This window comes from Neobacillus novalis NBRC 102450, assembly GCF_001591805.1.
Lineage (GTDB): Bacteria > Bacillota > Bacilli > Bacillales > Cytobacillaceae > Neobacillus > Neobacillus novalis.
Genome location: NZ_BCVP01000016.1, coordinates 90638 through 111915 on the forward strand (window position 1 = coordinate 90638; position 21278 = coordinate 111915).

The 21278-nt window shown below is 40.3% G+C and carries 24 protein-coding genes; 14 read left to right on the top strand and 10 right to left on the bottom strand.

Annotated features, from left to right (window positions below; genetic code table 11):
• The first annotated feature begins 133 nt into the window (after positions 1-133).
• Positions 134-1594, top strand: a complete 1461-nt coding sequence (locus tag BANVL01_RS13830; RefSeq protein ID WP_066087656.1) for a protein adenylyltransferase SelO — start codon at positions 134-136, stop codon at positions 1592-1594.
• Between the two features lie 136 nt (positions 1595-1730).
• Positions 1731-2636, top strand: a complete 906-nt coding sequence (locus tag BANVL01_RS13835) for a TIGR01777 family oxidoreductase (RefSeq protein WP_066087653.1) — start codon at positions 1731-1733, stop codon at positions 2634-2636.
• A 36-nt stretch (positions 2637-2672) separates the two neighbouring features.
• Here the strand turns inward: BANVL01_RS13835 and BANVL01_RS13840 are convergent, their stop codons facing one another.
• Complete coding sequence (locus tag BANVL01_RS13840) at positions 2673-3917, bottom strand: MFS transporter (protein ID WP_066087650.1); 1245 nt, start codon at positions 3915-3917, stop codon at positions 2673-2675.
• Positions 3918-3984: 67 nt separating this feature from the next.
• Positions 3985-4440, bottom strand: coding sequence for a CBS domain-containing protein (locus BANVL01_RS13845; protein WP_066087648.1), 456 nt, complete (start codon positions 4438-4440; stop codon positions 3985-3987).
• A 274-nt stretch (positions 4441-4714) separates the two neighbouring features.
• Between BANVL01_RS13845 and BANVL01_RS13850 the strand changes: the two genes are divergently transcribed.
• The 3 genes from BANVL01_RS13850 to BANVL01_RS13860 all read left to right on the top strand — a co-directional run bounded on the left by BANVL01_RS13850 (position 4715) and on the right by BANVL01_RS13860 (position 6370).
• Positions 4715-5143, top strand: a complete 429-nt coding sequence (locus BANVL01_RS13850; RefSeq protein WP_066087645.1) for a MarR family winged helix-turn-helix transcriptional regulator — start codon at positions 4715-4717, stop codon at positions 5141-5143.
• Positions 5144-5247: 104 nt separating this feature from the next.
• Positions 5248-5907, top strand: a complete 660-nt coding sequence (locus BANVL01_RS13855) for a hypothetical protein (protein ID WP_235845572.1) — start codon at positions 5248-5250, stop codon at positions 5905-5907.
• Positions 5885-6370, top strand: coding sequence for a nitroreductase family protein (locus tag BANVL01_RS13860; protein WP_066087639.1), 486 nt, complete (start codon positions 5885-5887; stop codon positions 6368-6370). Before BANVL01_RS13855 ends, BANVL01_RS13860 begins: the two co-directional genes overlap by 23 nt.
• 156 nt (positions 6371-6526) lie before the next feature.
• On the opposite strand, the gene BANVL01_RS13865 is transcribed toward BANVL01_RS13860, so the two are convergent.
• The 4 genes from BANVL01_RS13865 to BANVL01_RS13880 form a co-directional block, all read right to left on the bottom strand.
• The gene (locus BANVL01_RS13865; RefSeq protein WP_066087636.1) at positions 6527-7291 is read right to left on the bottom strand and encodes a sulfite exporter TauE/SafE family protein; all 765 of its coding nucleotides are present in this window, start codon (positions 7289-7291) and stop codon (positions 6527-6529) included.
• 163 nt (positions 7292-7454) lie between these two features.
• Positions 7455-8366, bottom strand: a complete 912-nt coding sequence (locus BANVL01_RS13870) for a YIEGIA family protein (RefSeq protein ID WP_066087633.1) — start codon at positions 8364-8366, stop codon at positions 7455-7457.
• A 36-nt stretch (positions 8367-8402) separates the two neighbouring features.
• Complete coding sequence (locus tag BANVL01_RS13875) at positions 8403-8684, bottom strand: hypothetical protein (RefSeq protein ID WP_066087630.1); 282 nt, start codon at positions 8682-8684, stop codon at positions 8403-8405.
• A gap of 97 nt (positions 8685-8781) precedes the next feature.
• Positions 8782-10002: an MFS transporter gene (locus BANVL01_RS13880; RefSeq protein WP_066096565.1), complete on the bottom strand. Its 1221-nt coding sequence runs from the start codon at positions 10000-10002 to the stop codon at positions 8782-8784.
• 187 nt (positions 10003-10189) lie between these two features.
• Between BANVL01_RS13880 and BANVL01_RS13885 the strand changes: the two genes are divergently transcribed.
• From BANVL01_RS13885 to cysC, 5 genes are read left to right on the top strand one after another with little or no spacing between them, the layout of a single operon-like run.
• On the top strand, positions 10190-10957 hold the full coding sequence (locus tag BANVL01_RS13885) for a phosphosulfolactate synthase (RefSeq protein WP_066087627.1): 768 nt from the start codon (positions 10190-10192) through the stop codon (positions 10955-10957).
• Positions 10942-11472, top strand: a complete 531-nt coding sequence (locus tag BANVL01_RS13890) for a histidine phosphatase family protein (RefSeq protein WP_066087624.1) — start codon at positions 10942-10944, stop codon at positions 11470-11472. Before BANVL01_RS13885 ends, BANVL01_RS13890 begins: the two co-directional genes overlap by 16 nt.
• 32 nt (positions 11473-11504) lie before the next feature.
• Positions 11505-12215, top strand: a complete 711-nt coding sequence (locus BANVL01_RS13895; RefSeq protein WP_066087621.1) for a phosphoadenylyl-sulfate reductase — start codon at positions 11505-11507, stop codon at positions 12213-12215.
• A gap of 39 nt (positions 12216-12254) precedes the next feature.
• Entirely contained in the window at positions 12255-13403 is a 1149-nt protein-coding gene (gene sat / locus BANVL01_RS13900) for a sulfate adenylyltransferase (RefSeq protein WP_066087618.1), read from the top strand.
• Positions 13404-13415: 12 nt separating this feature from the next.
• Entirely contained in the window at positions 13416-14015 is a 600-nt protein-coding gene (gene cysC / locus BANVL01_RS13905) for an adenylyl-sulfate kinase (protein ID WP_066087614.1), read from the top strand.
• A gap of 12 nt (positions 14016-14027) precedes the next feature.
• On the opposite strand, the gene BANVL01_RS13910 is transcribed toward cysC, so the two are convergent.
• Both BANVL01_RS13910 and BANVL01_RS13915 read right to left on the bottom strand, forming a co-directional pair.
• Positions 14028-14645, bottom strand: a complete 618-nt coding sequence (locus BANVL01_RS13910) for a YitT family protein (RefSeq protein WP_066087611.1) — start codon at positions 14643-14645, stop codon at positions 14028-14030.
• Positions 14646-14780: 135 nt separating this feature from the next.
• Positions 14781-14987, bottom strand: coding sequence for a capping complex subunit for YIEGIA (locus tag BANVL01_RS13915; protein ID WP_066087608.1), 207 nt, complete (start codon positions 14985-14987; stop codon positions 14781-14783).
• A 224-nt stretch (positions 14988-15211) separates the two neighbouring features.
• Here BANVL01_RS13915 and BANVL01_RS13920 point away from each other — a divergent pair, with 224 nt between their 5' ends.
• Positions 15212-15793 (top strand): hypothetical protein, encoded by a 582-nt coding sequence (locus BANVL01_RS13920; protein ID WP_066087605.1) that lies wholly within the window; start codon positions 15212-15214, stop codon positions 15791-15793.
• Between the two features lie 135 nt (positions 15794-15928).
• On the opposite strand, the gene BANVL01_RS13925 is transcribed toward BANVL01_RS13920, so the two are convergent.
• Together BANVL01_RS13925 and BANVL01_RS13930 are read right to left on the bottom strand one after the other, a co-directional pair.
• A complete protein-coding gene (locus tag BANVL01_RS13925; protein ID WP_066087603.1) occupies positions 15929-18241 on the bottom strand; it encodes a thiamine pyrophosphate-dependent enzyme in 2313 nt (770 codons plus the stop codon).
• Positions 18242-18259: 18 nt separating this feature from the next.
• Complete coding sequence (locus BANVL01_RS13930; RefSeq protein WP_066087600.1) at positions 18260-19270, bottom strand: 2-oxoacid:acceptor oxidoreductase family protein; 1011 nt, start codon at positions 19268-19270, stop codon at positions 18260-18262.
• A 370-nt stretch (positions 19271-19640) separates the two neighbouring features.
• Between BANVL01_RS13930 and BANVL01_RS13935 the strand changes: the two genes are divergently transcribed.
• The 3 genes from BANVL01_RS13935 to BANVL01_RS13945 all read left to right on the top strand — a co-directional run bounded on the left by BANVL01_RS13935 (position 19641) and on the right by BANVL01_RS13945 (position 21156).
• A complete protein-coding gene (locus BANVL01_RS13935; protein WP_066087597.1) occupies positions 19641-20132 on the top strand; it encodes a hypothetical protein in 492 nt (163 codons plus the stop codon).
• 159 nt (positions 20133-20291) lie between these two features.
• Positions 20292-20672: a hypothetical protein gene (locus tag BANVL01_RS13940; RefSeq protein ID WP_066087596.1), complete on the top strand. Its 381-nt coding sequence runs from the start codon at positions 20292-20294 to the stop codon at positions 20670-20672.
• The gene (locus BANVL01_RS13945) at positions 20662-21156 is read left to right on the top strand and encodes an MltG/YceG/YrrL family protein (protein WP_066087593.1); all 495 of its coding nucleotides are present in this window, start codon (positions 20662-20664) and stop codon (positions 21154-21156) included. Before BANVL01_RS13940 ends, BANVL01_RS13945 begins: the two co-directional genes overlap by 11 nt.
• The last annotated feature ends 122 nt before the right edge of the window (positions 21157-21278 follow it).

The window sequence follows — 21278 nt, forward strand, 5'->3', positions numbered from 1 at the left end:
TGCAGCGATAAAAACGCTAAGAATTTCTTTACAGGATTAGCGATAAAATAAAGGTTGTAAAAGATCATCAAAGCTTTTGAACGAAACTAATGATATCCGAGAACGAATGTTCAAAAGAAGTAAAGGAGATACGATGTCAAAAAATACAGGTTGGAACTTCGATAACAGTTATGCCCGTCTGCCGAAATCATTCTTTTCCAGCGTCAACCCAACCGCAGTCCGCTCGCCGAAATTGATTATTTTCAATCATCCCTTAGCAAAATCCTTGGGGTTGAACGATGGGCCTTTGCGAAGTGAAGAGGGCGCAGCCGTCCTTGCCGGTAATCAAATTCCCGAAGGCGCTTCGCCACTTGCTCAAGCTTACGCGGGGCATCAATTTGGGCACTTTACGATGCTAGGGGACGGCAGGGCTATACTGCTTGGCGAGCAGATTACTCCCACAGGTAATCGGGTTGATATTCAGCTCAAGGGTCCAGGCAGAACACCGTACTCCCGCGGGGGGGATGGTCGTGCGGCCCTGGGACCGATGCTGCGCGAATATATCATCAGCGAAGCCATGCATGCGCTTGGTATCCCTACCACCCGCGGTCTAGCAGTGGTGACAACCGGTGAGTCAGTAATCCGCGAAACCGAACTGCCTGGTGCGATTCTGACCCGTGTGGCTGCAAGTCATTTGCGTGTCGCCACCTTTCAATACGTTGCAAAATGGGGCACAGTGGAGGAACTGCGGGTCCTGGCTGACTATACGCTTAGGCGTCATTTTCCCGACCTTGAAGCTAATGAGAGTCGATATCTTTCATTGCTTCAGGAAGTGATTAAGCGTCAGGCCATGTTAATCGCCAAATGGCAGCTAGTTGGTTTTATCCACGGGGTGATGAATACCGATAACATGGCAATAAGTGGTGAAACGATTGACTATGGTCCATGCGCCTTTTTGGATGAATACGACCCGGAAACAGTATTTAGTTCTATTGACAGACATGGCCGTTATGCTTATGGCAATCAGCCATATATAGGCGGGTGGAATCTCGCCCGCTTTGCCGAAACCCTCTTGCCGCTGCTGCATGATGATCAGGATCAGGCTGTTAACCTTGCCCAGGCTGCGATTTCAGATTATATGGAGCAGTATAAGAGTAATTGGCTTGCGGGCATGAGGGCGAAACTAGGAATATTTAATGAAGAGGCAGAGGACGAATCCCTATTTGAAAACCTTCTCACTATGATGCAGAAGTATCGTGCGGACTATACCAATACCTTCAGCGCATTATCCTTTGAAAGATATGAGGATATGGTTCTGTTTGGAACCACGGAATTTGCTCAGTGGAATGAACAGTGGCAGGCAAGGAAAGAAAGGCAGGAGGAATCGAAAGCCTTCTCGATTCAGTTGATGCAAAACAGCAATCCGGCGCTTATCCCACGGAACCACCGGGTAGAAGAGGCAATTGAAGCCGCAGTGCAACATGGAGACTATAGTGTGATGGAGAAGCTTCTTGATGTTCTTTCAAACCCCTTTGCGCACACGAGCGAACAGGCTGTTTACTCCACACTTCCTGCGCCATCAGGCCAGCCTTACCGGACCTTTTGCGGGACATGATTGCTTTTAAACTTGAAATAGAACGTAAAAAGGTTTAGTCAAATGCGGACTAAACCTTTTTCTTATGGTAAAATTAACCTATATAATGCCAGGGAATATGCTCAGGTGCACTTAACCATTGATAGGAGGGGGAAAGGTGAGGGTTGTTATTGCTGGCGGTTCAGGATTTATCGGACAGAAATTGACAGACATGCTCCTAAGCGCGGGGCATCAAATTGTTATTTTAACAAGGAAGGATATGCAGCCTGCTGGGAATGCGACGTACGTTAAGTGGCTTGAGGAAGGTACTTATCCGGAAAAAGAAATAAAAAATGCTGATGTATTTATTAATTTAGCGGGTGTTTCCATAAATGATGGCAGATGGACTACAAACCATCAGAAACAAATTTACGACAGCAGGATGAAAGCAACAGACGAGTTATTAAGAATAATCGCAGCTTTGCCTGACAAGCCTTCTGTACTAATCAATGCCAGTGCAATCGGCATTTACCCGGCATCGATACATACTATATATACGGAAAATTCACCAGAACCGGCCAATGATTTTCTCGGCAAGACGGTACTTGACTGGGAAAACAAAGCGAAACAGGCAGAAGCAGATGGAATTCGTGTCGTCTTTATGAGATTCGGAGTTGTGCTTGGCAAGGAAGGCGGCGCACTTCCTCTAATGGCACTACCCTATAAATTGTTCGTAGGCGGGACAGTTGGTTCGGGGGAACAGTGGGTATCATGGGTGCATGTGATGGATGTTGTCCGTGCTATTTACTTTGCCATTGAGCATGACAAATTAAGTGGACCTATAAATGTCACTTCGCCGTCTCCGATCCAGATGAAGGATTTTGGTAAAACCATTGGCTCAGTATTACATCGTCCCCATTGGTTGCCCGTTCCTTCATTTGCTATGAAAATAGTTCTCGGTCAAAAAAGCGCACTTGTTCTTGAAGGGCAGCATGTTGTTCCAAGAGTGTTATTAGAAGAACGGTTTGAGTTCTTGTTCCCTTCACTCCATAACGCTTTGGAAGATCTACTTAAAAAAAAATGAAAAAGGATCTGCATTAAGGCAGATCCTTAATTGATATCAATGGCCAGCACTAGCCTGATCGACATGTTTCACATGTTGATGATTCATGCCAATAAATAGCACGGAAATCAGTACAAATGCTGCACCAACAATAAAGGGAACATGCGGGTTGTACCATTCAGCCAATTTACCTGCAAGAAAGGGTGCAATCGCTCCGCCAAGGAAACGCAGGAAGCTATAGGCTGCAGATGCTGTTGAGCGTTCAACAGGGGCTGAGTTCATAACGGCCGTTGTAATTAACGTATTGTTATTTCCTAATAATGCCCCAGCTAAAATAACCGCGGTGATAACGACCCATTGAGTTGACGTCCAGATACCCATTACTAAAAGTAGGAGAGCAAATAAGACCAACATAAGGCACATGGATTTAATCGTTCCGAACGATTGTTGAAGTTTTGGCGCCATGAAAACAGAGGTGACGGCGAGCAATAACCCCCAACCTAGGAAGACAAAGCCTAAACCATGTTCATCTAATCCCAATACGAACGGTGCGTAAGCAAGCAGGGTGAAGAAGCCAAAGTTGTAAAGGGCTGCTGCTATTCCGAATGTTAAAAGCGAACGGTGTTTTAAAGCACGGAACGGATCCAGTAAGGATGTTTTGGTTTTTACTGTCGATTTGGAATTCGATTTTGGCATTAATATGGAAAGGCCAATAAAGGCAATGACCATCAATGTTGCCACACCAAGAAACGGGCCTCTCCATGACATGCCGCCTAACCAGCCGCCAAGCAGTGGTCCAACGGAAATGCCAAGTCCAATTGCGGCTTCATATAAAATGATGGCTTTTGCTGTTCCGCTATTTGAGAGTGACACAATTGCGGCAAGAGAGGTGGCGACAAACAGGGCATTGCCCAGACCCCAGCCTCCGCGTAGACCGACGAGTGTCCAGATATTATTCGATGCTCCCCCAAGGGCTGAAAATAACGCAATAATGATAATACCAGTTAGGAGTGTCCATTTGACTCCAATCCTAGATGAAATGGCACCGGTGATAAGCATTGCTACTGCCATTACAGCGTTGTAGCTAGTGAAAAGCAAGGTTACCTCACTCTGTGAGGCGTCTAATTGTTTGGCGATGGCCGGCAAAATCGGATCAACAAGTCCAAGCCCCATGAAAGCGATAATACAGGCAAAAAAGACGGCCCATACTGCTTTAGGCTGTTTTAGAAGACTCGGATTTACTTGGGCTGCAGAAAGTGCTTTTGCCTGAGCTGCCGGAGCAGATTGTGTTCTAACTGACATAGTATTTCCCCTCTTCGGTAAAAAAAAAATTTCCAAAAAACGATTAAAGATGTGAGCAAAGCCACTTTTACAGCAGGGCTTTAAAGGAATGCCTGATGACATCGCCACGGCTAATAATTCCGACCAATACTCCATTCCGTTCGACAGGAAGTTTTTTAATTTGTCTTTTTCCTAGAATCGCAGCAATGTTCTCCAATTTCTCATCCCAGGCGACTTTAATAACCTTTTTATTGGCAATTTCAAGCACATTTAAATTTAGTATTCTTTGTTCTCGTTCCTGGAAATCTTCGATATCTCCCTTTATCACGAAGGTGTAGTAGATTGCGTCCACAATCCGATCATCATGTTTGCCGATGTAACGCATTATATCCCCATCAGTTACGAAGGCAATAATTTCGTTTCTGTCGTTAACCACGGGAAGTCCACTGATACGATACTCAATAAATTTTTCGATGACGGAACGGACTGTGTCGGTTTCCTTCACCTTATGAACTTGGCTAATCATGATTTCATGCGCGAGCATATTAAATCCCCCAATAATGAATTTCCTTCTTTTTCAAAAGGTTGTATGATGAAACTATATGTTTGTATTATACAACCATTTTTCACTATGTCAATAGCGTTTTTGTATAATAGCATTTCCATTTTGAAATTGAATTATTATTAATGAACAAGGAAATTTTTTCGCAAGCAATGATTCAATTCCAACCCTCAGCATTTCCTAGAGATTACAAAGATATTAGTAATTATGATATTATAGGGCTAGCAAATACGGTTAACAGTGAGGAAGTTATAACATGAATGAACATGTGTTGGAAATAATTGAACTGGAACTGGCCATCTTGATTCGCCGGACCACGTCAATTTCATCCCATAAAAAATTCGGCAATCTGGACCGATCTGCCTATCTATTACTACACCAAATCATCTCCAATGGGGCAGCGGGGGTAAAGGCATTGGCTGGTGAATTCCAATTGGATATTTCCACAGTAAGCAGGCAAACTGCAGCTCTTGAGCAAAAAGGATATGTATACAGAATACCTGATCCACTAGATGGAAGAGCGTACTCTCTCCAAATTACGGAATTGGGAAAAAAGGAATACACTGAAAACAAACATGCACGATTGACAAGAATTGTGGAAGTTTTGGAAAGTTGGTCTGAGGAAGAAAGCAAAGTATTCGGAAAACTATTAAAAAAGTTTAATCAATCCGCCATTCAGAAGTAGGAGGGAAAGGAAAAGTTGGATAAGCAAGGAGTTATTTCTGCAAATTTGAGATAACTGCGTTTAAAAATAATTTCCGAAAAATTACTTATTAGGAAGGAATAACATTGATACTAACTACAATCTTATTTACTGCCATTTTTTTAAGTGGAATTTATTATTTAATCCGAAATCTTTTCAATTTGAAAAAAGCAGCTGAGCTCTCAAAAGATGCGCTTTATCCATTGACTGAGAGTGAGTTTGCAGGCATCATTATCCCACATGAATGGAAACAGATGGAGCCCCTTACAAAAAACACGAAGTCCTATCGATATGTAGTATGGGGAACGGTTGCTGCCCTTGTATTATTAACTGCCCTTTTGGTGATTGTCCTTACTACCAATTGGATAGACTCTTCCTATTTTAGTTTGGCCTATTTGTTTTTCGCGATCATTAGCTCAATTCGGCATCGCGGGAATTTATTTATTTTACCAAAAGGAATCGTTCTTAATGGAAAATATTTTACCTACAGTCAAATTAAAAATTATGAGACTGAGCAAATCGTCCGATGGCATGACTTATATGGTCTCGATCAGAAGGTAAACAACGCCTATAAATTAACAATTCGTCTGAAAAGGAATCTGTTTCATTCGAATTTCCTTGTGATAGGAAATTCTGCACAACTTGAACAAATTTGTACATTATTAAATCAGAAAGGGGTTCTGTGTGAAACAAACCTTTCTAAACAATTGGGAGGAAACAAGAATGAATATGATAGATTTAATTAAATCACGCCGGAATATAAAAAATTTTAAGACAGATCAGGTCGATGAGACCCTGATAAAAATCTGGTTAGAGGCCGCTGCGATGGCACCCAATCACCGTATGACTGAGCCGTGGGAAATTTATTTTATCGGTCCAGAAACAAGAGGGAAATTAAATCATAAAACAAATTTTGGAAACGCACCTACTTTAATGGCAGTGTTATCAAGACACGGGGCAACCAAGGTTGAAGCCGAAGAAAATGCCGCTGCAACTGCCTGTTTTATCCAAAATTTTAATTTAGCTGCATGGTCCGAAGGAGTGGGGACATTTTGGTCTTCCATAGGGATAACAGAACAAAAACGTGCGCTTCTAAACGTACCTGATAATTATGATTTGCTTGGTGTTCTTGCTGTTGGTTACCCGGAGATGATCCCAGATCCTAAACCACGAACACCGATTGAAAATAAACTCAAGTATTTACCATAAAAATTGATTTATATGTAGAGGGGTTCTAACCGACCGAAAGCCTTCAAATAGAAAGAAAACGGTCGCCAATAGGGCTATTGGCGGCCGTAACGGCTAATCCATCAATTTCTAATTTTCAAGCGCCCAGGGGACTCTCCCGATTGTCTAGAGTCTTGGTTAAATTAGCTTAAATCCACTCACTAATATCATTAAAGCCATGATCGTTCTTAATGGTTTTGCTGGTAATTTAGATGATAAGGTACTTCCTAATATGACACCCGGGATGGATCCTACTAAAAGGTTTAACATTAAAAGGTAATCTACATTACCAATCCCGGCATGCATCATCCCAGCGGCAGAAACCAATAAGAAAGCATGAGTAATATCCGTTCCGACTAACTCTGAGGGACTCATCCTAAATAAATAAAGCATTGCTAAGGCGAACAATGACCCAGATCCAATGGAGGTTAAACCAACAATAAAGCCCAATATTGCGCCAATTGCAATCGTAAGGGACCGTTTTTCATAGATTGACTTTAACTGTAGACGATTCCATTCCAATTTATTTTTCATAAACGTTTTAATTAATGTAGTCAATGCCACTAATATTAATACGTATCCTAATGCATGTTTAATCACTTGTTCCTCATTATGAAAAAAGGAATCAAATAAATGGAGAATCCCAACTGCACAAATAGCACTTGGAATACTTCCGATCGCCAGGTACTTAACCAACTTGAGATTAATCGTCTTTTGCCGCCAATGCTGGAAAGAACCAAAAAACTTCGTGATCGAATTGTAAACAAGATCCGTTCCTACAGCGATGGATGGACTTATTCCTAATAAAATTAATACTGGTGTTAAAAGGGCAGCACCTCCCACTCCAGTTAATCCGACCATAAAGCCAATTAAAAGCCCCATTACGATGATTCCAATACTCACAAGGCACACACTCCAAATTTCTCTAAACTACATTACAAAATAATTTATGATGTAGGTAAATGCCTTGTTACTGGTTGAAGCGCCCGTTTTGCATGTTGGGCACCTGGAATTCATATGAAAAAAAAGAGCAATTCAGCAAGGTCTAACGAGGCTGCGGCTGCTCTTATTTTTTGCCCACTAAATTTGTGTTCATAACCGCCTTACTTTTTTTGGTACTTTCTAGCAATGGCGTTTTCTTCACTGCTTCAATCAGCCGGTCAATATCGTTAATGATGGGCACGAGTGTAATGACAATTCTGCCATTTTCAAAATCTCTTCTTGTAAAATGATAGCGTTTTAAACCTAATGCTCTTGTTGCTTCAAAAAGGGCAGCTTGCCTTTGCCCGAAATTATCCAAGGTTATTCGTAAATGATTTTCATGGGGTTTAATGATAACAGCTAAGCCTTCGGTTTCAAACAGCTTGGAAGCATGATCAGATCCTAATAGATTCGATACATACATACCGTCTACATACAGCTCAGATTCTCTCACTTCAACAGTTCCCTGTTCAACTTCCGCAATATCGCCAATCGTTTTTCCTTTTGAAAATCTTTTTAACAAATAAAAAACAATCAAGCCTACGAGCGTTCCAGCCAAAACATTGATCCAAGTCGTTTTAGAGTCAATGAGCTGCATGGTTATTGCAGTTATTAAAGCAACGATCAGGGCAAAATAATTTCGTGATTCAAAGGTTTTCGCAATGCCGTCGATATAGGCATCCCCGCGATAAGCATATTCTGTATGCTCTAAATCCTTTAGACTTTCTCTTTCTGATTTTCTTACATCTCGAAATTGTTGGGCAGCGGCTGTTAAGAATGTAACGGCGATAAAGTTTTTGGTCATTAACGCAGGAATCGCAACCGCTCCAATTGCAGCAGATACAAACCCTGTTAGTAAATGGATTAAGTAACCATTTGGATAACTTGGATATTGCCGATAGTCTTCTTTAATAGTGAGCAGCCTTGCCAGCGTACCAACGATTACCGAGGTTACAATCATGACGAGGTGCTCATGGGAAATCAAGCTGTCCTTCATGGTTTCACTCCAATGATTACGTATTTAATGTTATTGCTATTTTTGTTGTTCATCGTTCAGCTTAATTTTTTTACATCCGACATACAAACAGGTGAAAATATCCAGTCCAGGTTTTGCTTTTGTTAAGCCTTTTAGATAAGGTGTAACTAAATCTTTGAAATCTGCACCGACCCCTTCCTCTTCCAAAATTCCATATACGAACAGCTTTTTTTCATCAAATAAAAAGGCTACATTGCCAACTGCTTTGCTGGTGGAATCTACCACATTTAATACTTGGAATTGCGGTGTAATAACCTCAGGGGAAAAATATATTTGCAATTGAATTTACTCCTTTCAAGGTTAAGCTAAGGTAGCGTAAGCTTTTGATGCAAACTTTGCATGAGTTTCTGAATGAGCATTATCTATTCCCATCTGCCTACGAGAACTGTAATTTTTCAAATAAGGTGTCACTTTCTTTTGAAGGTTCTTTTTTCGCTACCTGGATAAGAACTAAGCAAAGCAGAGCAGAAACAAGAGTTAATCCTGCGGTTGTTAAAAACATCCCAGGACGCGACCATTCCATTAATTTACTAAAAATAGGCGGACCGATTGCAACACCTAAGAAACGAACGGATCCATATAACGATGTGACGAAACCCCTACGGTCTGAAGGAACAGATCCAGTAATAAAGCTATTGATACAGGGCAGGGCAAGACCTGTTCCAATACTGCTAATAACGAGTACGGAAAAAAAAGGAATTAACTTTTTAAAGAAAATCAGAGATGCAAATGAACTGGTCATTAACAGTAATCCTATAATAATTAACGCTTTCATTAATTTCATTTTTTTCCCAATTTTACTTCCCGTGATGTAGGAAGTGATGGTCATAAATAAAAGCGGTATCGCTAAAATACATCCTTTAATCAGTCCATCAATATGATGATCCTTTTCGAGAATATCGGAAATATAGAATAAAATCCCAAATAGGGTAAATAAACAGACAGCACCTGTTAAGTAGGCAGCAAATAACCAGCGTCCTTCTGTTTTAAAAACGGAAACAAGACTTTTTACATATTTCCCGACAGGCGGCGGCTCTTTTTCTGCTTTCTTTTCTTTGATAAAAAAGATCGCTAATAGGATAGAAATAAGACAAAAAATCGGAAAAGCAAAAAAGGCTGCGTACCAGAAAAGCAGGGCCAAAAGAGAACCAATAATCGGACTAATAACTTTTCCAAAACCATTTGAAGCTTCTACCAAGCCTAAAACCTTGCTTTGTTCTCCACCGGTAAATAAATCTCCTGTTAAGGCCATGGCAATTGGGGCAGTTCCGGCAGCCCCAATCCCTTGCATAATCCTTCCCGCAATAATCCATGTATAGGAATTGGAAAACCACGCCGCGGCAGCACCTGCTAAAAGCCCTCCACACCCATATAGAAAAAGAGCAGGAATAATAACCGCCTTTCGTGAAAAGCGGTCTGACAGATAGCCTAAAACCGGAATAGAAATCGCTGCAGCAATTGAAAACACCGAAATTATTAAGCTAATCTTAAATTGGCTAACGTCTAATTCTGTTTTCATTTTTGGGAGAATCGGAATCAGCATCGAGTTACCCAAGACAAGTATTAGCGGAATTGAACTGATTGCAAAAATAGTCATGCCTTTAGGTTTTTGCTTTGGCAATTATGTACACCTCTCACTATTAGAATCACGCCTTTTTATTGTTTGAGGTGATTCAGCAGTTTATACAAGGCAAATGCCTATTTTCTGAGGAATGAGCCTATTATTTACACTCTCACCCATATTTTGAATACTCTATCCTAGAAAAATGGAGGAGGCTTTCCCTATGGATTTTTTAACTATACCGAAAAGGACATCCGGAAACAGGACTTCCGGCTTGACATCAGTTGTCGATTTCGGAACACCACTGGGAGAATTAAACAATATTTTAGTCGATTACGGCCACATAATCGACATTGCCAAAATTGGAATCGGCTCTGCCTATGTGACCCCAAATGTAAAGAAAAAGGTGGACTTATATAAGGAATTTAAGATTAAGCCATATTGCGGCGGAACCTTATTTGAAAAGTGTTATTACCAAAATAAAACCCCTGAATATGTCAGCTATTTACACAATCTAGGCATTGAATGGATTGAGATTTCTAATGGCACTTTAGAAATTCCTTTACAAGAACGCCTCCAAATCATCTCTTGGTTAAAAAAGGATTTTCGCGTGATTGCTGAGGTTGGCTCAAAAGATGCAGATAATCATATGCCTGTATCTGAATGGAAGGAAGAAGTAAGGCTTTTACTAGAAGCTGGCTGCGAATATGTGATTACTGAGGGCAGAGATTCAGGCACAGCAGGGATTTATGAAAAAAATGGCACGATTAAATCCAACCTAATTCATGAATTACTCGAAGTGGCTGATGCTGAAAAGATCATTTTTGAAGCGCCTTCGCCCAAACATCAAATGTATTTTATTAAAGAAATAGGACCAAATGTTAATTTAGGAAATGTGAAACTTCAAGACGTTTTAGTTTTAGAGGCACAGCGCTGTGGCCTTAGGAGTGAAACGTTTTTTTTAGAGGCAAGTGAATGCAACTTACTTTAATTAGGCATCTTCCGACTGAATGGAACAAACAGCAGAAGCTCCAAGGGAGGAGGGATATTGAAATTTCCTTTTTAACAGAAGAGTTTCAAAAAGGAATGGATGCGAATCAACAAGTCTTACAAGGATTGTCACCATTTGACGTTGTTTTAGCTAGTACATTAAAACGAACCCAGCAAACGGCCTGTCTTTATGGTTACAAATGCGAACCTGAATACTTATTGGATGAATTAGATTTTGGCCATTTTGAAGGGCTGCCAAAGGAAAAACTTATGCTGGATTTTGGTGAAAAGTGGATGAATCATCCAAAAGAATTGGTTTTAGGAGAAAGCATTTGTAACTTAGAGGCCAGGATTGCTTTGTTTTTAGAAAAATATCAGGGGTTTCGCAATATTTTAGTATTTGGCCATGGATCATGGATTAGAGCCATGATTTCGTACCATAAGTACGGTCATATCAATCAGATGAATAAAATAGTCGTTGAAAACAATGCGTGTATTACCTTATCAACGAAATAGGGAACTTAAGGGAGAGAATGGAGGGCTGAAGGTTGTCTGAGCAATTAACATTTGACGATTGGGATGAAAAAAAGGTCGCTGCCCTTATGGAACAACACCAGGACTTTGTAGATATTCTAAAATGGGCTTTTAGTGAATACGGGGATGAAATTGTTTATTCATGCAGCTTTGGAGCCGAGGGGATTGTGTTAATCGATTTGATTCATAAAGTAAACAAATCGGCAAAAATTATTTTCCTTGATACAGGACTTCATTTTCCGGAAACATATGGATTGATTGAAGAAGTAAAGAGTCGCTACCCTACGTTAGATATCAAAATAATTAAACCTAAAATATCATTAGTGGAACAGGAAAAATGGTATGGGGAAGAGCTATGGAAGGTTAATCCGAACCTTTGCTGCCACATGAGGAAGATTGTCCCCTTAAAGGAAGCTCTTGTTGATGTCAAGGCATGGATTTCCGGTCTAAGACGCGAACAATCCCTCTCAAGGAGCAAAATTGAGTACATTAATAAAGATGGAAAATTTCAGAAAATTAAAATTTGCCCGCTCATCCATTGGACATGGGAAGAGGTTATGACTTATATCCATTTAAATAAGCTCCCGTACAATCCGTTGCATGATCAGCGGTATCCTAGTATTGGCTGTGCCCCTTGTACGCAGCCTGTCTCTGAAGCAGGGGACCTTCGTTCAGGCAGATGGGCCGATTCATCAAAAACAGAGTGCGGACTTCATCAAACATAGATTTTTTAGATAAATCTAGGAGTATGGGAGGGGAAAAAAGTGAGTAAAAGTGTACCGCATGGCGGTAAATTAATTAATCGAATGAACCTTAATGTTGCTAGTGATTTTTCCTTAAATTATGTGGACTTAGATAATGTAGAATTAAGTGATTTAGAGTTAATCGCAAATGGTGCGTATAGTCCACTGGAAGGATTTATGGGAAAGGCTGATTATGAGTCTGTTGTAAACAATATGAGACTCGCAAACGGACTGCCGTGGTCATTACCGATTACCTTAGCCATTGATAGGAATAAAGCCGAGGGACTAAGAAGGGGTGAAACTATTAATCTTGTTCATAACGGCATGGTTTACGGGGTAATGGAGGTAACGGAAACTTTTTCACCTGATAAAACGTGGGAAGCCGCGAATGTTTATCAAACAACTGACATGGCTCATCCTGGTGTAAAGAAGTTATTTGAACGGCCAGAAATTTATCTTGCTGGACCAATCACGTTAATTAAAAGGGCGGAACCAAATAAGTTTCATTCCTATTATTTAGATCCCATTCAAACAAGAGAAAGATTTCAAACATTAGGCTGGAATACGGTGGTTGGTTTTCAAACGAGAAATCCTGTCCATCGAGCCCATGAATATATTCAAAAATCAGCATTAGAAATAGTAGATGGTCTTTTCTTAAATCCGCTTGTAGGGGAGACCAAGTCTGATGACATCCCCAGTGAAATCCGAATGGAAAGCTATCAAGTCCTGCTAGAAAATTATTATCCAAAGAATAGAGTTTTCTTATCGGTGTTCCCGGCAGCCATGCGCTATGCCGGACCAAGAGAGGCCATCTTTCATTCACTAGTCCGGAAGAATTTTGGCTGCACCCATTTTATCGTTGGAAGAGACCATGCAGGGGTTGGAAATTATTATGGAACCTATGATGCACAAAAAATATTTAGCCATTTTAATGAGGAAGAACTAGGGATTAAACCGCTCTTTTTTGAGCATAGCTTTTATTGTAAAAAATGCGAAAACATGGCGTCTGAGAAAACATGCCCTCATGACCAGCAATTTCATGTGATTTTATCGGGAACAAAGGTAAGAGGGATGTTGAAAAATGGAGAACAGCCGCCAAAGGAATTTAGTCGTCCTGAGGTAGTGGAAATTCTTATTCAAGGAATGAAAACGGTTCTTACAAAAAACTAAAGGGTGTAAGTAATGGGGAAAAGTAATCACATCACATGGCATGAATCAACAGTAACCAAACATGATCGCCACCAATTGAACGGTCACAAAAGTTGTGTTCTTTGGTTTACTGGATTATCGGGGTCTGGTAAATCTACCTTGGCTAATGCCGTTGATCACATGTTATTTCAACAAGGCAGCCAGAGTTATGTTTTAGACGGGGATAATGTACGGCATGGTTTAAACAGCGATTTAAGCTTCCGGGACGAGGATCGGAAAGAAAATATTCGGAGAATTGGGGAAGTGGCGAAGTTATTTGTTGATAGCGGACAAATCGTTTCCTCGGCATTTATTTCTCCGTTTCGCGAAGACCGGGACCTTGTTCGCAACATGTTTGCAAACGAAGAGTTTATTGAAATCTTTTTAAATTGTCCAATCCAAGTTTGTGAAGACCGAGACCCAAAAGGTTTATATAAAAAAGCGCGAAAAGGAGAAATTCTTCATTTTACAGGAATTTCTTCACCATATGAAAGGCCATTTTATCCTGAAATTATTATTGAAACCAATAACCTATCGGTAGAACAATCGATTAGCAAAATAGTAGGGTATTTAAAAGATAAGGAAATCCTTTAAAAGGGGATCTTCTTATCTTTTTCGCCAATTCGCGCTTAAAAAACTAATATTTTGAAACTTTAAAGTATAGATAAAGTCAATAATATTGGTTGAGAAAAATTGGCAAATGATGGCAAAGACAACAATTTTATAATCAATCACAAATGCAGTTAACAAAAAAATAAACATGTTAATCCCCATCATAACCTTTCCGGGGCTCCATTTCTTATAGGAAGCAATCATTAATGCCGGTATGACCATTCCACCACTCGAAGCCCCCGCGCGAATCAGTAAGCCCACTCCAATACCAAAGAGAAGGGATCCGGCAGCAAGGTCCACTAATATATGTACATGCGGGTGAACTATTTGAGAGGTGAGGATGCTTACAATAGTCGAGGTAGTTGCAACCGAAATGATGGTTCGAATGGTCCAAGTAAAACCAAAATATTTTAACGCAAACAGTAAAAAAACGATATTGGCCAGCCATAATGAAAAACCTAGGGATAAATGGAACCAATGATTGATCAAGATGGCTATCCCTGCTGCCCCTCCTGAAGGGATGGAGTGGGGAAATAAAAACAAAGACATGGCGATTCCCTGCAAGCTAGCCCCAAAGAGTAAACAAACATAGATGATTAGCTTTTTCTTCATCTTAATGGAAATGGATCCTAAAGTCGATTATAGAAAAATTCAAATTTATCCCTCCCTAGGACAGCCCTTCCTTGTCCCATTTTATGAGGGAGGGAATAAGAATATGTTGGATTTTTATTTCAGGGAGGATACCGTTTACACTCGAACAATCATATAATCGCTATTTTTTAACTTCACTACATCCGCTTTTAATGCCTTTGCAATATCTACAGTTGTTTCTTTGAGCTCTTCCTCAGTCTTTAATGTCATAAATAACGGTGCCCCTGAAACCTTACGTTCCTCGTTTGCCGTCAAATAAGCCAAAATTTTATAGTCGGGTTTAATGGAAGATTCTTTCCCCATATTGTTTGAACCTCCTCGTCTATTAAAAAATTTATTCATATAAGTCCACTTTCGCTAAGCCCACCAATAGTATTGCCAACGCTGCCAATAATTAATGCTAAGGTCGAATGCCATTCTAAATAAACAAACGGTTTAATAAAAGCTGGCTTGGTAAATCCCTTGATAAAAATTAAACATCATATTAGAGGATACGAAAGCATTAACTTAAACAGGGGGTGTTTTCGATGAAAGAGCTTGAGGGCCACAGGCAGCAACACCCAAAACCCCAGTCTAATCTGACCATACAATATTCACGTACAACCAAAATAGTGTTAGGAGCTGTTTTTTCTGCATTTGCAGTCATTTTTCAGTCAGCAGGTATTTTTGCGGGTATTGGTTATGCATTAAGTATCTTAGCTACTCTTCCAATTGTCCTATCTTGCTTCATCTCTTTAAGGATCGGGTTTATGTCCTATTTTATAACCATTTTGTTATTAATGGTTGTTCAGCCAAGTGAGCTGATTGTTTTTCCTTTTACAACCGGACTATTAGGGATAAGTATAGGCACAGCCTTTAAGCTATGGAGGAATTGGCTGTCAATCACATTATTTGGCGGCATTGCCCTAACAGCAGGAATTATGTCCTTATTATATATTTTTCGTTTTCCTGTTTTAGGGCCTTCTATTTCCCAAACATTTAATATAAAAGTGGCCATTATCATTTTGCTATTCTCGCTATTTTATAGTTGGATTTGGATGGGGCTGAGTAAGAAAGCAGCAAGGGTGTTATTCTTTGCCGGCGTTAAGAAAACTTTTTCTGATAATTAGTATTTTGTTTTGGCACTCATTTTGGAGTGCCTCTTCCATAAATTTTTTCCGAAGCTTAAGAGGTCAGTCCTCTAATGTATGGTTACGTACATACGTTGGGGACTGACCTCATTTTTATACTGATTAAAGTTTCATTTATAGGTAAGGGCTCTCATCTTTCGCTTTGAGACGCTTCCAACGGCGCTCGACCTCATCATCAAACATTTGCAGCATGTCTTGGCTGTCTTCTTTCAGCATATGTTTTGTTTTACCCATCAGCTTCAGCCACTCAGTTACGGCTACCCGTTTATTTTTAGCCTCAGGGTCATAGGTAATCGACGTGATTCCGCGTTCCACCTCATAAAGCGGGAAGAAACAGGAGTTAACAGCCGCCCCTACAATCGTTTGGCCTAATTCATCCTTCGATTTCCAGTTTAAAGGACAGGCAATTAATATTTTGCCGTAAACCAACCCTTCATTATTGGCATACCACTGAGCCTTAGCCGCTTTCTTTAAAAGGTCGCGGTCAAACGCTTCTGATCCCGTAAATACATAGGGAATATGAGTCGCAGCCATGATTTGGGCTGTATCCTTATGATGGAACGGCTTCCCGTTCTGGAAGGAGCCAACATTTGAAGTGCTTGTCATATGTCCCATCGGTGTCGAATAGGAAAGCTGACTGCCTGTATTCATGTAACCTTCGTTATCGTATTCAAGGATAATCATTTTATGGTTGCGCAGTGCGGTTCCGATGGCAGGGCCCATGCCAATATCCATGCCGCCGTCACCCGTAACCATGACAAAGGTAAAATCATCACTTAAGCCCAGTTCAGCTAATTCACCGCGCCGTTTTCGTTCATGGAACATTTCCACAAGACCCGATAACGTTGCCGAGCCATTTTGGAAGAGATTGTGAATGTAAGTCGCTTTATGGGCGCTGTATGGATAGCCAGTTGTCACGACCATGGCACAGCCGGTATGGAATAAGGCGACAATATCACCTTCAATTCCTTTAAAAAACAATTCGAGCCCTGAGAAAATACCGCATCCTGGGCAGGCTCCGTGTCCAGAAGCTAGCCGTTTCGGTTTATTCGTTAAACTTCTTAAAGGCGGTATTTTCACCTTAAGTTCACCGGTATTTTCATCAGGAGTGACGGTGATTAATCCCGTGTTCAAATCCTCTTTTTTCATTGGATTTAAGATGCGCTTTGGTGCGAATTCCGGCCTGCCGGGATTATGTCCAAAGTAGTCAAATCCCTTTTCAACAATGCTAGTTTCAGCCGCATCAATTGCTAACCGGAAAAAGTGTTCCGCGTCGTCGGCATAAAAATCCTTTCCGCCCAATCCGTAGATGCGGTTAATCACCTTTGTGCTGACATTTCCAACCGTTTGCAGCGCCGCTCTTAATTCAAGTGCCATGTTTCCGCCATGTGCTCCGTACGAGTCGGCCCTGTCACCAACCGTAACCGCTTTCACATTTTTCAACGCTTCCGCTAATTTTGCCTGCGGGAAAGGGCGAATCATATTCGGTGAAATGACCCCGGCTTTTATCCCTTGTAGGCGGAGCCTGTCGGCTACGTCTTTACATACTTCGGCGGCCGAGTTTAACATAAATACGGCAACTTCTGCGTCATCCATCCGATATAAATCGAGAACAGGATATTCCCGGCCCGTTAATTCCGTATACTCCTTCGAAATTCTTTCGAAGACATGCTCTGCTTGATACATCGCTTCCGATTGTTGATAGCAGTTATTAATATAATCGGGTTCATTCATATAAGGGCCAATCGTGACCGGGTTCTCGCGATCTAACGCATGAGGGAAGTTCCTCGGAGGATCGCCGATAAACGTGTGAACATCTTGTTTATTTTTCAACACCTGGACCCGTCGCTTTTGATGGGAGGTGAAGTAACCGTCGAATGATACAATCACTGGGAGTCGGACTTCAGGATCTTCTGCTAGTTTAATAGCAATCAAGTTCATATCATAGACGATTTGCGGGTCACGGGCCATCAAGATGGGCCATCCCGTATTTAACGCGAAATATAAATCGGAATGATCTCCATGAATATTTAACGGTCCCGATACGGAGCGGTTGACCAAATTCAATACCATCGGAAATCTAGTTCCGGATTGAACAGGCAGCTGCTCTAACATATAGAGAAAGCCATTGGCACTTGTTGCATTAAAAACTCGCCCGCCGCCAGTTGATGCTCCGTAACAAATACCCGCGGATCCGTGTTCGCCATCGGCAGGAATCAAGACGATATCATGCTCTCCTTTGGCTTTCATCCCATCGAGAAACTGGGCAACTTCTGTAGAAGGGGAAATCGGAAAATAGCCCATTACATGATAATTAATTTGGTGTGCAGCATAGGCAGCCATTTCATTGCCTGATTCAAAAACAACAGTTTGCTCAACGGACCCTTGTTTAATCGATCCCTTTTCTTGTTCTAAATTAATGGACATGAAGATCCCGCCCTTTCCTTAATTTGAGGTAGCCAAATCATATAAATGCGGCACACGGTTCTTGTCTGCATAGCCGTCATTATATTCTCTTTCGCCTGATAATGCTTCAACAGGACATGCTGTGACGCATTTCAAGCAGCCTTTGCAATATTGGTAGTCAATCCCTTGGAGGAACATTTGCGGCCGGCCGCGTTTGTCTGCTTTTTCTTCCCAAACAAAGCAAAAGTCAGGGCAAGCCGTATCACAGGCTGCACAATTAATACATTTTTCTTCGTGAAAATGGGGCAGCATCCCGGCACGGGAAATGCTTAAATCCTTTAACATGCTGTTCCCTGGATTTGTAATGGTCCCGCCAATCGCTTGGGTTTGGTAGCCTAGGAGCGGTTCAGCTCTCCTAAAAGGTTCTGGTTCGTACCCATCATCAACCAAATAGGTTTTGAATGCGACTTCATTGTACCCTCGGTCAAACGTCCGAATATTTGGTTCAACCATGTGCGGATACTTTTTCTCGAATGTACGGCGAATCGTCTGTTTCATTGAATCAGGGTCTAAGAAGCCAAGGATTCGATAAAGCGCTCCCAACATTGCCGTGTTGGCTTTTGTTTGCTCTTCTAAAGCAATTCCGGTTGCATCAACAATGGCGATGGTTCCGCCAGTAATTTTCATTAACGTCTTAAGTTCATCTGGGGATTTTTGTGAATTCACTAAGATGTTGCTGTCGGGGTAAACCCCGCTTGTACAATCGATGGTTTTAAATAGGGCATCATGGAAGATCCCTACTACATGTGGACGTTCAATGGGTGTCGTGTCTCTGATGGTTGTTTCAGGTTCGCAAAAACGAATATGTGCTTTTACAGGGGAGCCTTTTTTCTCTGATCCGTAAGATGAAAAACCGATTCCGTTCAGTCCGTTTCCTACAACTCCATCTTCGGAAAGCATTTTTCCAGCCAAATTAGCTCCCAATCCGCCGATTGATTCAAGGCGAATTTCAAAAAAACCTAATTCATTGGTTTTCGGCAGTTTTGACAAACGTATTCCTCCTATCTGTTTAAGTCGACCTAACAATTGGAATTTTATAAATTTTCTATAAACTCTCCATTTTTATTGTAACAGGATAGAAAATCAATTACAACAGATTATTAAACGGAAAACGAACAATAGCCTTAAAACCCTTTTTTCATACTCTTTTTACAAAAATTTATCTATTAGAATATTTAATATTTACAACGTGATGTAGTACAGAATGAAAATGTTGTATAACAGTAACAAACAGATATAATATTCGGTCTATTTCGTATAAACCCTAGAAAGATGTAGCAAAAAACTTATAATGGGATATAATTAATCCAAAATGTGTTTGTTTATATATGGAGCACACAGCTGTATGGGGGAACGGTTTATGGTTGAAATAAAAACAATTAAAATTGATGGTGAAAGTATTCATGTCTTTAAAAGTGCCATCTATATTTTTGAATCAAGCTCGGGGTATACCTTGGAATTAGATATCATTGTAAGTGAGCTTGCAGTGAAAAAATATAAAAAGATAGAAAACCTGATTATTGAGATTGAATTAGCAGATGGCCGAATCATAAATTCGATTATGCATGTAAAAATCCTGTCAGGGGGATTGCCGCAGCTTAATTTATTTTGTGAACTTAATGACATTCAAGAGTATGAGGATTTCGAAATGGTGAACGAAAATGATTCAGGGTTTCCGGATATAGAAAACGGGATTACATTAGAAGAAATAAGAAAAGTGGAAATGCCAATTGAAGATATTAGTTTAAAATTAAAACTGCCAATCGACCAGGTTGAATGGTTAAAAAGTCAAAAAAAGGGAGCATTAAACGAAATGTTCCAAGCATTCATTTCGGATTATTGGAAAAAGTAGAATAGTCTCTAATACTAATGTATGAGATGATTTCCTCAATCCACAAAATTTGTAAAGTTCCTCCGACTTATTACGCATTTTTATAATTAAAAGCGAAAAAAATTCGTTTTGGATGTATAATAAGTACTTGTTATTTAATTGAAGGAGGAATTTATTTTGATGGTATGGACTATAGGCGGATTGTTTGTGTTATCCGTTTTATTACTGATCATTTCTATAGTAAAATCTAATCATGTGGCAAAAATGGAACATAATCAAATTGATGTGATACATATATCCACGATGAAAGAAATCAATGCCCTTCAAGAATCAATTCGGAATCTTGAGCTTGATATAGAAGTGGTAATAAAGGAAGCAGGGATTCAACTTTCTTCAGAGGAAAAGCTTTTCATGCGTGAAGTACTAGACTTATATAAACGCAATTACTCGATCGAAAGTATCGCAAAACAAAAACAAGTACCTGAAAGTGAAATTGAACAGAGGCTGGCTCCTTTTCAGAAAATAAAGGATGAAGGGAGAAAAGTTGCCAATGAGAATTAACTTATTAAGCAGCTTTGCAGCGGGAATTCTTATCGCAACAACAATTAGTGGAATTGTTTATTTCTCTAGTACAGGTGATGCGCCAAAAACAGCTGCCAAAATAGCCACTAACCAAAAAACAGTTAAGGTTCAATTATCTGAAAATGAGATGAAACAAAAGCTTGAAACGAAAAGTTATGTCGTTCAATCGAAAGCTGAATATGACAAGAATATGAAAGCTGCAAAGGCAACCGTCCAAAAACAAGCCCCGGCTGATGACAAAAAGCCTGCTAAAGAGGTTACACGAGTGGTCGTTGGCATATCCGATGGTATGACCAGTATCGATGTCGGAAAAATGCTTGAAAAAGCCAATTTGATTCCGAATGGATTTAACTTCTCAATGGATGTAGAGAAAAAAGGGCTAGATAAAAATTTGCGCCCCGGTATCTATGTAGTTGATAGTGAAATGTCCACCGATCAAATGATTACAACTATTTTTAAGTAAACTTAAATATAAAGAGGTGCCTGTCCCCAGTAACATCCTGTTGTAAAGCAGCGGGGGACAGGCACTTTTTTTAAGATTTCAAAGTTTGTTCAATATTTCACAAACTTTTATCGATTTTTGGT

Coding starts and splice junctions, on each gene's coding strand:
- BANVL01_RS13945 (WP_066087593.1), top strand. CDS start 20,662: ATGAGAATTAACTTATTAAGCAGCTTTGCAGCGGGAATTCTTATCGCA.
- BANVL01_RS13910 (WP_066087611.1), bottom strand. CDS start 14,645: ATGAAGAAAAAGCTAATCATCTATGTTTGTTTACTCTTTGGGGCTAGC.
- BANVL01_RS13860 (WP_066087639.1), top strand. CDS start 5,885: ATGAATATGATAGATTTAATTAAATCACGCCGGAATATAAAAAATTTT.
- BANVL01_RS13920 (WP_066087605.1), top strand. CDS start 15,212: ATGAAAGAGCTTGAGGGCCACAGGCAGCAACACCCAAAACCCCAGTCT.
- BANVL01_RS13885 (WP_066087627.1), top strand. CDS start 10,190: ATGGATTTTTTAACTATACCGAAAAGGACATCCGGAAACAGGACTTCC.
- BANVL01_RS13925 (WP_066087603.1), bottom strand. CDS start 18,241: ATGTCCATTAATTTAGAACAAGAAAAGGGATCGATTAAACAAGGGTCC.
- BANVL01_RS13840 (WP_066087650.1), bottom strand. CDS start 3,917: ATGTCAGTTAGAACACAATCTGCTCCGGCAGCTCAGGCAAAAGCACTT.
- BANVL01_RS13830 (WP_066087656.1), top strand. CDS start 134: ATGTCAAAAAATACAGGTTGGAACTTCGATAACAGTTATGCCCGTCTG.
- cysC (WP_066087614.1), top strand. CDS start 13,416: ATGGGGAAAAGTAATCACATCACATGGCATGAATCAACAGTAACCAAA.
- BANVL01_RS13850 (WP_066087645.1), top strand. CDS start 4,715: ATGAATGAACATGTGTTGGAAATAATTGAACTGGAACTGGCCATCTTG.
- BANVL01_RS13880 (WP_066096565.1), bottom strand. CDS start 10,002: ATGACTATTTTTGCAATCAGTTCAATTCCGCTAATACTTGTCTTGGGT.
- BANVL01_RS13845 (WP_066087648.1), bottom strand. CDS start 4,440: ATGCTCGCGCATGAAATCATGATTAGCCAAGTTCATAAGGTGAAGGAA.
- BANVL01_RS13890 (WP_066087624.1), top strand. CDS start 10,942: ATGCAACTTACTTTAATTAGGCATCTTCCGACTGAATGGAACAAACAG.
- BANVL01_RS13870 (WP_066087633.1), bottom strand. CDS start 8,366: ATGAAGGACAGCTTGATTTCCCATGAGCACCTCGTCATGATTGTAACC.
- BANVL01_RS13935 (WP_066087597.1), top strand. CDS start 19,641: ATGGTTGAAATAAAAACAATTAAAATTGATGGTGAAAGTATTCATGTC.
- BANVL01_RS13915 (WP_066087608.1), bottom strand. CDS start 14,987: ATGGGGAAAGAATCTTCCATTAAACCCGACTATAAAATTTTGGCTTAT.
- BANVL01_RS13940 (WP_066087596.1), top strand. CDS start 20,292: ATGGTATGGACTATAGGCGGATTGTTTGTGTTATCCGTTTTATTACTG.